General features: G+C 42.7%; 5 protein-coding genes. 1 reads left to right on the top strand and 4 read right to left on the bottom strand.

Annotated features, from left to right (window positions below):
* Positions 1 to 2: 2 nt before the first annotated feature.
* A complete protein-coding gene (locus tag BGO42_RS17390; RefSeq protein WP_177736065.1) occupies positions 3 to 1244 on the bottom strand; it encodes an ABC transporter permease in 1242 nt (413 codons plus the stop codon).
* Between the two features lie 243 nt (positions 1245 to 1487).
* Here BGO42_RS17390 and hisS point away from each other — a divergent pair, with 243 nt between their 5' ends.
* A complete protein-coding gene (gene hisS, locus BGO42_RS17385) occupies positions 1488 to 2861 on the top strand; it encodes a histidine--tRNA ligase (RefSeq protein ID WP_273243987.1) in 1374 nt (457 codons plus the stop codon).
* 37 nt (positions 2862 to 2898) lie between these two features.
* Here hisS and BGO42_RS17380 read toward each other — a convergent pair whose 3' ends face one another.
* The 3 genes from BGO42_RS17380 to BGO42_RS17370 form a co-directional block, all read right to left on the bottom strand.
* The gene (locus tag BGO42_RS17380) at positions 2899 to 3582 is read right to left on the bottom strand and encodes a carboxylesterase family protein (protein ID WP_273243985.1); all 684 of its coding nucleotides are present in this window, start codon (positions 3580 to 3582) and stop codon (positions 2899 to 2901) included.
* A gap of 96 nt (positions 3583 to 3678) precedes the next feature.
* Positions 3679 to 8220, bottom strand: a complete 4542-nt coding sequence (locus BGO42_RS17375) for a DUF8202 domain-containing protein (protein WP_273243983.1) — start codon at positions 8218 to 8220, stop codon at positions 3679 to 3681.
* Between the two features lie 82 nt (positions 8221 to 8302).
* Complete coding sequence (locus BGO42_RS17370; RefSeq protein WP_273243982.1) at positions 8303 to 12328, bottom strand: RemA C-terminal-like gliding motility protein; 4026 nt, start codon at positions 12326 to 12328, stop codon at positions 8303 to 8305.
* Positions 12329 to 12805: the final 477 nt, after the last annotated feature.

Genomic DNA, 12805 nt, shown 5'->3' with positions numbered 1-12805 from the left:
GATTATTCGTACCGTAAAGCTTCTACCGGATCCAGTTTGGATGCTTTGATGGCCGGGTACAATCCGGAAACAATAGCTACAAGGAAAGTCGTGGCAAAGGCGGCAAAAATAGCCTGCCACGGAATCACAAAGCTGAATTTAATCGCAGCGGATATTCCGAAACCAACCAAAATTCCGAGGATAATACCGACTAATCCGCCCAACTGACCGATTACCAGGGTTTCGGTAAAAAATTGCCAGGCAATGGTACTTCTTTTGGCTCCTAATGATTTTCGCACGCCAATTTCACGGGTTCTTTCGGTAACGGAAACCAACATGATATTCATCAGGGCGATTGAGGAACCAAAAATGGTAATTACCCCGACAGCCCAGGCGATATAGCCTAAAAACTGGGTGTTGGAAAGTAAGGTGTTTATCAGATCGTCACTGCGCTCAATCCCGAAGTTATTCTTTTCTACCGGATTGAGTTTTTTAATTTTTCGCATGGTAATAATGGCATCATCAACCGCCTGGTTGATCATTTCTTTCTGCCCGATCATCACACTTAAATCGTAGTTGATGTTGGGAGCCGAAAAGATGGAACGGGCAATCTGATTCGGAATCAATACCCGTAAATCCTGGCTGTTGCCAAAAGTGGATCCCTTTTCTTTCAGGATCCCGATTACTTTAAATTTGGCCCCGCGAATGGATATGGTTTTGTCTATGGCATTGATATCTTTAAAAAGTCCTTTTTCGAAATCGGATCCTAAAATGCAGACATAATTATTGTTTTTAATGTCAAATCCGGTAAAGTTACGTCCTCTTGTGGTTTCCAGTCCTTTGTTAGGCAGGAAGTTCTCATCAACACCTACGATGCTTATTTCCGGGTCGGTTTTTTGCGCTTCATATTTTACTTCGGCCTTGGTGGTGGCGGTAAACGAAAGGGAAGAAGTCGATAAAGGATATTTGTATTTTTCCTGAAAAGCACGGGCTTCCGGATAGCTGATAATCGGATTGATTTTCTGGTTGGAATTCTGGTTGTTGATCTGTGAGGATAAATCATACTGACTGATGGAAAAGGTATTGGCACCCATGGATGCGAAATCTTTCGCAATGGTGTTTTCCAATGCCGAAACCACGGTAAGTATTCCAACAAGTGCGGTAATCCCGATGGCTATGATCATTACGGTTAATATCGTACGAAGTAACTGACTTTTAATTGCGTCTAAAGCAATTTTAGTATTTTCTCTGAATAGTCCAAGCATAATGCTAATTTGTCACTAAAGTACAGCTTTTGTTACATATTTTTTTGGAAAAGTAGGAAGAATATTAAAAGCGGGAAAGGGAGTTGTAAAACAGGGAACTGCTTCCTGAATAAATTATCACAGTATTTTATTGAAAATGGATGAAGATAATTTTAAAAAGTAAGATATTTGCAGTGTAGTGAAAAAGAACGACGCTTTTTCAGATGTAGCTGGACAGTTTAAATTAAATTTTCAATTCTAAAAATGGCACAAAAACCAAGTATACCGAAAGGGACCCGTGATTTTTCACCAATTGAGGTGGCAAAGCGTAATTATATTTTTTCGATCATCAAATCGAATTTCGAAAAATTCGGCTTTCAGCCTATTGAAACACCGTCTTTTGAAAATTCCGAAACCTTAATGGGGAAATATGGCGAAGAAGGGGACCGGCTGATTTTTAAAATTTTGAATTCGGGCGATTTTTTAGCCAAAGCAAATGAGGCTTTTTTAGAGGCGAAAGACAGTTTGAAACTTACCGCACAAATCTCGGAAAAAGCCCTGCGTTATGATTTAACGGTTCCTTTTGCCCGTTATGTGGTGCAACACCAGAATGAAATAGAATTCCCGTTTAAACGCTACCAGATCCAGCCGGTATGGAGAGCAGACAAGCCGCAGAAAGGCCGTTTCAGAGAGTTTTATCAGTGTGATGCCGATGTGGTTGGTTCTACCTCATTATGGCAGGAAGTGGAGCTGGTACAGTTGTATGACAGTGTGTTTTCGGCTTTGGGACTGGAAGGGGTGACAATAAAAATCAACAACCGGAAAATCCTGTCCGGTATTGCTGAAGTGATCGGTGCCAAAGACAAGCTTATTGATTTTACGGTGGCTTTGGATAAACTGGACAAAATTGGGGAAGACGGAGTAAAGAAAGAAATGTCCGGTAAAGGCATTTCGGAGGAAGCGATTGCAAAAGTACAGCCGTTATTTAATTTCACCGGTTCGATTTCGGAGAAAATAACCAAACTGGCAGCCTTATTGGCTTCTTCGGAAGAAGGTATGAAAGGAGTGGAAGAGCTGACGTTTATTTGTGATAACGTAGCGGCATTAGGTCTGGATAAAGCAATCCTGGACCTGGATGTAACACTGGCAAGAGGACTAAACTATTATACGGGAGCTATTTTTGAAGTGGCTGCCCCGAAAACCGTTGCGATGGGTTCCATTGGCGGTGGCGGTCGTTATGATGACCTGACCGGAATTTTCGGATTGAAAAATATGAGTGGCGTGGGAATCTCTTTCGGACTGGATCGTATTTACCTGGTACTGGAAGAATTGAACCTGTTCCCGGAAACGGTTACCGCTACTTCTAAAGCCTTATTCCTGAACTTTGGCGATGCAGAAGCATTATATTCGATGAAAGCGATTATGCAATTGCGCAAAGCCGGTATAAAAGTGGAATTATACCCTAGTAATGCAAAAATCGGAAAGCAGTTTCAACATGCCGATAAAAGAGGCATTCCGTATGCTGTGATTGTAGGTGCCGAGGAAATTGAAAGCAACCAGTTTGCTTTGAAAAACCTGGGTTCAGGCGAACAGCAAAAAGTAAGTCTGGAAGAACTGAAAACAATATTACAATACTAAAAAAAGGCTATCGTGAGATAGCCTTTTTTGTTTGATATTATTTTTTGACCTGTTTCAGCATCCAGTCGTAGACTTCGTCTTTTCGGAAGATGTTCTCCACATTGCTGTGATTGCCTCCGGGGATAACGGTAAAGGTTACATCGGCATCCGGTTTGCAGGCTTTGATTGCTTTTACAATTTTTTTCGACTCCGAAATCGGTACGATAAAATCCTTGTTGCCATGCTGGATCCAAAGCGGGATCGTTGCCAGTTTGCAGGCATCATTTACATTTCCGCCGCCGCATATCGCTACAGCTGCCGTGATCTTATCGGCATATTTTCCGGCAAAATGCATGGTTCCGTAACCGCCCAGACTCATACCGCATACATAAACGCGGGACAAATCAGTATTGTAATGCTGCTGTACATATTCGAGTACGTTCAATACTTTATCCGGATTCCAGGGACCGGAAGGCAGCTGCGGGGCAACAACGATGGCCGGAATCTTTTTCCCGTTTTCTATTGCTTTCAGTACGCCGTATCGTTTCACTCTTTCCAGATTGGTACCGGATAAACTTCTGCCATGCAAAAAGAGAATAACCGGGGCTTTATTGTCCAGTACTTCCTGTTCCGGAAGGTGAATGTAGAACGGATAATCGGCTTGATCGGTAATGGCTTGAAGTTGTGCGTGTGAAAGGGATATACAGCAAAAACAAAGAAGGAATAAAAAACAGGCTTTCATGCGGATAAAAATATATAGAAAGACAAAGTTACTTTTTTTAAAGCAGAATTAAAATCTAAAAATGACAACAGCCCCAAAACGGGGCTGCTGTTTTTATTATCTGATGATTGTTTTCTGGCTGAGCGAACCTTTGTTTGTGTCAGCTTTTATAATATAGGTACCGGTGCTTACATTGCGAACCGGCAGCAGGATTTCCTGCTGGTCCATGTTGTCTGTTTTCCACGTGCCAAGCAGCTGTCCTGTTATATTGTAAAGCATTACTTTTTCGATACGGGTGCCATCTGTAAGCTCGTTATTGATCTTAATCTGGTTGTTCCCCTGAAGGTAAGTCATCTTAACCGCGCTCCAGTCAAATTCTGTAACGGCAAGTTTTTGTTTTTCAAAACGTAATGAAAAACGGCTTGTGTTTTCTCCTGCCGGAATTTCAAGAGCAAAAGGAGCATTTCGGATATCATGGTATCCATTTGTAACGTTGTCATAAATATAGATAGGCTGATTCGGGTTAAAGTTTTCCAGTTCATCGATCATGAATTTTACTTCACCGGCAACATCGGTTCTGACCAATAACGGGTAAATAGCGCTCGCATTGAAGTAACCGACACCCTGGATAACTAATTTTTTATCGTCCAGAAGGAATAACATATCCTGTACTAAATCGTCGTCAAGAACAATGCCGTCGTAACCGTAATCCCATCCATCTGTTGCATGTTCTTCCATAAAGGCAAGCAATAACTGTCTGTGATTACCATTGTGGGAAGTAAAGCCCAGACGTATTCTGGCAAATGTGTCTTCGGCGGTAGTACTGTCATTCGTATTGTCGTTAAAATGATCTGAAGCCGACATCTGGGTATTGGCGCCGGAAGCGTTTTTAAACATGATGTTCGATGTTGGGGCATCTTCTTTAACAAAGGTTCTTTGGTTGTTGTCGAACACAATAGTTCCTCCGGTAGCATTTGCCTGTATAAAGAAGCCCTGCCCAACCGGGATATAACGGTTCGGAACCCTTGCGCTGGATCCTAATCCGCTGATGCCAAACGGCGCTACCGGCGGTGTTCCGCCAGAAAAGTTCCGGGTGGCATAACCGCCCTGATACTGAAGCAATACATGGGTGTTGTTCGTAGGATAGTGTTCCCAGAAGTAAATCGATCCGTTAATAACAGCAGCATTATCGGTAATGAACTGTTGGGCATCTAAAGCTGAGGCATAAGGGTTTCCGCTTAAATTAATATTGTTGGGCGAAACGGTGCCGTTTATTCTGCCGTTGTATGGTTTTCCGACAAACACATAGTTTTGCGTTGCAGTAGCCGTTCCGCTGCCTTTCATGGTAAATCCGTTTGAAGGTGCCAATATTCCGGTTTCGAATATTTGTGTCCAGTTTGCATAAAGGTCAGAAAGGTTCTGGAATTTATAAATCCAGCGTCTTGCCAGGTTAATTGGCGTTCCTGTGGAACCGTCCATACCGTTTACCCAGTTTATGGCAACTGGTGTTGCGGTGTTTGTTCCGTCTCTTAAAACACCATTTACCGTATAATTATTGTTGTTGGTCGTGCTGTTGATCGCGCCAACGGGTGACGACCAGTAGTTGTAGTTGTAAATGCTTTTCTGTCCTTGCTGATCGCGTTCAATAGAACCGGAACTGGTAGGGTCAAGATCAGAATTATAGGTTTGTACCAATTGGGATTTGCCCTGTAAGTCAATTTTTCCGTTTAGCCTTAAAAAGTGACTGACCTCTATTTTGGAATCGTTGGCAGCATTAACGGTATTGGCGTTTACAAAGAACCCTAACAGCGTTTTGTTACCATTGGAAGTAATGGTGTGTGAGGTTCTCACAATGTTCCAGTCAATGGTCGTGCTGTTGTCTATTATCGACAATGCCGACGGTAAGGCAAAGGTGGTTCCGTTAGTCCATGTTGCGGTATCCGACCAAAGACCATTGGCAGCACTGTCATAAGGCATTGGTGCTGTCTGGGTATTGACACCGGTTTTATCCGGAGTAACCAGACTTCCTCTGTTGTTGTTTACAGAATCGTCATTAATATGGGTGCCAATGTAGGTATTCATCGAATAATAAGCGGTCAGGCTCGCCCATGTTAGTGCGCTGATGTCGTTTTTGGTAACCGTAGATGGCATAATTTTACCAATCGTATTGGCTCCGGAGTTATTGATCTCCTGATTCATGATAAAGCGCAGCTCGGCTAAAGTAATGGCTCTGTTCCAGAAACGCAGTTCGTCTATGTCTCCTTTAAACACATTTACGGTACTGCTTTTACTTCTGTATTCGGCACCGATGGTAAAGATGCTTGTTGTAGCCGTTGGTGCCGTTATGCTTCCGGATTTGTCTAAAACACCGTCAATGTATAAGGACAGCGTCCCGGAATTATAAATTGCGGCAATATTGTGCCATTCGTTATTCGGTAAAGTGGTGTTGGAAACCAAAGAATTTCCGTTCCACTCCATTCTGATTTTATTGTCGTTTTGTATTACCAGACGATATCCGGTTGTTCCGTTGTGTTTGGAAACAATTGTTTTGTCGGAAAGCGCAGTGTTCGCTCCTGTAGGTCTTGCCCATACCATGATACTGAAAGCTCCAGTAAGGTCGTTTGCGTTGCTTACTTTTACGGCATCATCAACGCCGTCAATAGTAATGTGTCTGGACGCAATTACTTCGTGGGCTACACCAAACGCAATATATTTTGTACCGTCAAAATCGTAAAAACATTCCTGATTGGCTCCGTTTGTGTTCAGGAAAACGGTTTCTACGCCGGTTGTAAATGCCGCATCGCTGGCAACGATCATTACATAGGCATCGTTTCCGGATAGAGCCGGTAAACTGGCCAGATCTGTTGTAGCCAGCGAAACCTTAACGGTAGCAACATCACCGCCGGTTTCCACAACCTTCCATTTTTTATTGGTAACATCCGTTGAGGTGGTAACGGTTGAAGGACCGAAACTTACGGTTACCGGAGAACCGCTGTTGGTCATCGCAAGTCCGTTACTGCCCCATACAAGGCATCTTCTGTCGGCGCCAAAAGTATTGGTGTTTGCAGCGTTGGTCGTAAAGATATCTCCGAGTCCCATTGTGATGACCGCTCCGGAGTTTATACTTTTGGATTGTTTCTGATTTAATTGAGCGGCATCGTCTCTTCCGATTCCGGCAATGTCATAATTGAATCCTGTTGGTGCGATGTTCCATATTGTCGTACCGGCAGAGTTCACATAGTTTTGACTGGTACCGTTAGTGCCTAAAGTGATACCGTATTTAATGGCTAAATAGGATTCAATTCGGTTGCGTTCTGTAGCGTCATTTTTTCGGGCAGAATAGGAGATTACTTCTGCAATCCTGCCGCCGAAACTACCATCAAAAAGCTGGCTTCTGCCCAGCCAGAATCTTTTGTTTTGTACTGCAACCCAGGCAGGCGTACCTACTTCTGTATTGGATATGCTCAGGGCATTGCTGTGTAATTCCTGTTTGGTATTGGTGCTGTTGTGCCGGCTGTTGATGATGTTAACGCCGGAAAAGGTTCCGTTTACCTGGGCCAGACCATATCCTCTTGTATTAACATCGGGATCTACGGGATCCGGCGTGGTACCAATACAGTAGCTTACTACTTCATTGTCAAGACGGATAGAATACTGTCCGAAACCAATTCCGGTACCATCTTTGGCATAAGTGGTCGAAGCCGGGGACTGGGAACAGAATAAATCGACACTGGATGAAGTGGATACAAGGGAAGCCGGGTTGTCGTTAATGACTACAATAAAGAGATCGTTACTGTAAAAACCGGATGTTCCCTGTAATTCGGCTTTGTTCGATAAATAGGTATAATTGGATGCCGATGCGGAAGGCGTGTTGCCAAACTCAACCACCGGATTGAAGTTGATATTTTTGGAGGCGTTATTTCGGTAGACAGGTTTTACGGTCAGGGCAGCGTTAGTGGCGTCAATAACTTTGGCATCGTGACCTTTTCCTTTGTCGGTCCAGATGTTCACGTTTGCACCGTCGGTACCGATAGTGACCCCGTCTACCAGGTCGGCTCTCAGCCACATTTCCAGATTGCTGGTAATGCCGCCGGGTCCGGTAGCAATGGTATTGTCTTTTGTACCGCTAACCGTGATGTAGTCAATGTAAAACTGCCGGGAAGAAGATCCTGATGTGGTTACAAAACGGAATTGCGAGGTGGCGGCAAATGTGGAGCTGGTTGAAAAAATAGTTCCGACAAGCGCATGGTAATTGGTGTTGTCATTGATATCTCTATAGGAGATTCCGCTTGGGGTTCCTTTTTCGACAACTCTGACGTCCGACCATGAGGCAAGGGAATTATCCCTGTATTGCAGCGTTATTTTGTCACCGGCGTTTGCATTGTTGCTTTTCACAAAGAAGCGAACATCGATTTTGTTGTAGCCTGTCGTGTTAATAACAGGCGAGGTAATGGAACTTCCATTAACCGGGATGACAGCTTTGTAAGTGCCGTTGTAGGCATTGGTTGTGGTAAAGGTAGCGCCAGAAGCTGTCCAGGTACTTGCTGATTCAAAGTTTTCCTGCTGTAATTGTGTGGTCTGTCCCGATAAAAAATTGGGAAGAAAACTAAGTCCTACAATCAGTAAGTGTTTTACTAATGTGGTCATTGTTGCTTTCATAGTTGTAAGTAGTTTTTTTCATTTTGTAGAGGATGGATTGTTAATAATTTTATTTGGCTCCTAGTGGAAAGAGCCAAATAATCTAGATTACTTTTTTAAAAATGGGTTGATTGGTCTGGGTAATTACTTTCACTAATAAAACGGCTTTGCTTGTCATTAAATGGGCCGTAAATAGCGGTGTGTCAATATTGTCAGCCTGGTAAATGACTCTTCCTAATAAGTCATAAACCGCAACTGATTTTAAATTTTCTTTAGACGATTTTACCGTAAGAACACCGTCGGTTTTGCTGATGCTGATTGTTCCGTTATCGGCAGCAGGATCTATAGTGCCTAAGATGCTGTTTTTAAAGATTAATTGAAACCGGTTGTTGAATGTCCCTTCGTTTGCAGCGAAAGTATAATTACCGGTTTTAAGATTGTGTACAGTATTTAAAACGTTGTCTTTAATAAAAATGACCTGATTGTCCGTGAAGATACCGTCAAAGTGATCAAGGGAAAGCGTGTAATTTCCGGCTGCCGGAACGTTAATTCCTAAAGGAACGATATCGTTCTCGGTAAAAGGCACGGCACGGCCCTGAATGGCATAGGCTTCATCGTTAATAACATTGTATAAGGAAGCACCGGCAGTTCCGAAATCTTTGGCGTCTATTCCATAGTCAATATTGTTGGTTGCTCCGGTCATGTACCCGATCAGGATTTGACTGAAAGCGTCGTTATCGCCGCTTAAATTCAGCCAGATACGGTGTTTTTCAATGGTTTCGTCTGCAGTAAAGGCAGGCAGGTTGTTTACTTTAAAGAACTGATTGGCATTGTTAATGAGTCTCATGCTGTTTCTGAAAGAAACCGTTCCGTTGGTTACCGCATTCACAATAAAGCCCTGTCCGACCTGTATGATTCCGTTTGGTGTGGCTCCGCCGGCTTGGGCAGCGGTACCGCCTAATTTTGTGAATTTAGCATAGTTGTTTAAAGGGTATAAACCGGTTGTCGGACTAGACGGCGTGGCATGTGTCCAGAAATACAGACTGCCGTCAATAGTCGTGTTAATTGTTCCGGTGCCGCTGATGTTGGCATTGATAAAGTCTACAGCATTAATAGTAGACGGATAAGGGTTACCAATTAAATTGTAGCCGGTAGTGGTTCCTTTAACGGCGTTGATATTGATCGCACCATTATTCAGCACTCCGGTGAAATGTCCCGGGAAAACCGCAGGAGTTGTACTCCAGTTGTTTGGTGTGCGTATCAGATAGCCTTTGGCTGCCGTAAACTGGTTTGTAGCCGGATTAATGGTTTCGTAAGCGCCGATAGAACCGTTTAAAGGATTGTAAACATAAAAACGGTTGGTCAGCGTTTGTGGTGAAAAAGCCAGCAGGTTTTGTGCCGCTACCGGTGAGGACCAGTTGGTATAGTCTAAACGGATGGCCGGAGCACTATTCCGGTAAACATTACTATTTCCGGTATTGGTGCTGTTTTCAAGCTGTACCAGATTGGCATTATTCTGAATAACAAGATTGGCACCCGAAGCAATCGTAACGGCTCTGGTGATTATAAAGTTATGCCCGGACTGAACGGTAACCGTTGCGGTTCCGTTGATGGTTAAAGAACAGGCTTCCAGATTGGCCGATGAGGTATAGTTTCCGTTGATAACGGCATGAACATCGTTATTCGGAGCGCCGTTATTCCAGCTGCTGCCACTCCATGTTGTGGTGGTTGCACACGGTACTCCCTGAATCGTGAAATTGGTTACCGGTGATACATAATTGTTGCAGTTGTTCAAAACAGTTACCGGAACCGTTCCGTCGTTTGCAATATCTGCCGCCAGGATTGTAGCCGATAATTGGGTATTGCTGATAAAAGTCGTTGTTTTGTTCACACCGTTCCATTGGATGATCGATTCGCCGTTTACAAAATTTGTTCCGTTTACGGTCAGTGTAAAATTTGCACCTCCTTCAAGAGCGGTGTCTGGAGTAAGAGTGGTGATGGCCGGATCGGGTTTTACAATAACCTGTACTTCTTTCCGGGCACTTTTTGCCGGGGCAAATTTCCAGTTAAAGAACTGAAAAAAGGTACCGGTTCCGCTGTTGCTTTTTATCGAAACGGTTCCGTTAGACATCGGGTAGGTAATTCCGCTGGTGGCAACAGTAAGATTGTAACCGTTAATTTCTCTTGAAATCAAGCGAAGGTTGTTTTGTGCCGGAAGGAAAAAATCCAGGTCTATGTCCTGCTCTCCGGTTGCCGTTATACGGATCATTTTGGATTCCAGCATTGCTCCGGAACTATCCTGTAATTCTACCATGATTTCTCCGGTAGCACTGGTTTTAATCGCAACCGATTTTAGTTTTGTAGGTTTGGTACAGTCAAAAGTCAGGTATTTGTTTGCAACGGTAGCTTTTGCGGTAGCGGTTCCGGTGGCACTGGCAGGGCCGATGTTTGCCAAAGGTATTTCTCTTTCTGCAAAGTAGGATCTTGAAGCGTTTAATACAGGTGTGGTATAAGAACTTCCGGTAGCTAAAGCGGTAGTGCTGTTTGCGGTGTCATACCATCTGATGGTTCCGCTGTCGGCAGTGGTAAGACTGGCAGTTTTTCCTTTACAGATCGTTGCATTGTTTATGGCGGGTTCTGCCGTTACAGCCACCATCTGTACATTTAAAACCGTGGTGTTGTTATTGGTTACGGTTACCGCTATTGTCTGCGATGTATAGCCCGGCGCTTCAAAAATAACATTGTAGCTTCCGGCGATCAATAGTTTGTAGTAATCGCCATGTAAGGTGCCGGTTTTTACCCAGGCGCCTTTTAAATCGTAGTTGCTGATGTATACTTTTGCGCTTATCGGGTTTCCGGAAGCATCGGTAACTTTTCCCTGCAAACCGTAATTGGCCTGTTTGATATAGTCTAAAAAGGCTTGCTTATTGTAATTCCAGTAATTCGGAAGTTCGGAAGAAGCCGGGAATTTTGTTGTCGAAATTTCAATGGTCACTTCTTTATTGTGCATAAAGTAGTTGTTGTAATCCTGTCTTCCGCCGCTAACGGTGTACCAGAGAGAACCGTTTGTGGTTCCCGGAAACTGACTGGCAAATACATCGTCCATATAGCCGTTGTTGTTGCTTGCCGTCTGGCAGGACTGTGCATAGTTTTTGGCAATAAACTTAAAGTGATTGTCATGCGGATGCAGGTGATTGGGCGAAGAATAAGCATCCCACGGATAGTTAACGACTTCTACACCACCGTGAAAGTTGGCGGCCAATACAAAATTTCTCGTTTTTTCAAAAGCTAAAAAAGCTAATGTTTCCGGCTGGTAGGCAAAGGTGTCCGAATGCAGTCCGTTTACCGGATCGGGGTAATTACGGTTTAAATCCCTGCCGTTTGCATTGGCACGGGTTGCAGCATTACCGGCAGAGTTCATTACGTCATTACCGGCGGTTTTAAAGGAGCCGTCAGGATTGGACAGCGGACTGATATAGATCTCTGTTGTGTTGACAAGATTCGTTACTTCGGTATCGGTTCCGTAACGGGTAACCAGATAATCAATAAGCCGCATCATTAAAGGGAAGCCGGTTATTTCATCCCCGTGCATAGAAGAAGAATAGAAAAATTCCGGTTCTGCTTCATCGCTCTGGCAATTGTCGGATATTTTTAAGATATATAGATTTCGTCCATTTGGAGTACTGCCTATGTTTTCCAGTTTACAAAGGTTTGGATAGGTGGTGGCATAATATTGCATTTTAGCGACATACTGGGAGTAAGTAGGGTAGGCATCCCAACTGGTGTCCCACTGCGCATTTGGAGCCAGGGCGCTTTTGTTTTCTTCTGAAGGAATCTCGTTATCAGTCGTACTAACTTCAAAAGGGATGTTGTATTTCAGGAATTTTTGAAAAGCTTCTTTGTCGGCATAAGCCTCGACTTTTAAGTCCTGCGGGTCTACTCGTTTGTGGCTGATAGATAAAAAGCCGGCTAATTTTTTAAATTGTTGCTGATTGGCAGCTTTAAAAGTGAAGATTACTTCTCCTTTAGTGTTTAAATAATTCTGTGCTTTTTTAAGATTGGGTTCGGTTTGGGCAAATACAGTAGTTAATACTAATAATAATAAAATTATTAATGTAGTTTTTTTCATATAATTGGGCTTTTGGGTCTTCAAAATTAATGAAAAAAAATTAACATAACTTTATTAATTAATTATTGTTTATTAAATAAAATGATATTAAATCTTTTTGTTTTTATCTTAAATAGTGACTAATCGTTATTTTAAGGTTAATTTATGATTAAACAAATGATAAAAATCATCATTTATTTATAACATTTTGTTATTACAAATTGTAGGTAATTAGCATGTTGTGTTGGATTTTTAAAAGAATTTTAAGGTTCAGTGAAAATTAACAAAGTGATAAATTAAAAGGCAGCTAAAATTTTTCCTGAAAAAAGAAGCTGATTGTTTTGTAAACGTATATCGGCGGATTAGCAGCGGTTTGCTTTTTACATACAACTATTTTGCTGAATTAATTTTATATTGTATTTTCCGCAGGAAATTTCTGAATTCTTTAGATGTAGAAATGTAGAAATAAAGAGAAGGAAAAAGAAACCTTACATTTTA

It is taken from the genome of Flavobacterium sp. 40-81 (genome assembly GCF_001898245.1).
Classification (GTDB): Bacteria; Bacteroidota; Bacteroidia; order Flavobacteriales; family Flavobacteriaceae; genus Flavobacterium; species Flavobacterium inviolabile.
The sequence above is the reverse complement of the archived record's forward strand: the minus strand, read 5'-3'. Positions and strand labels throughout refer to the sequence as shown.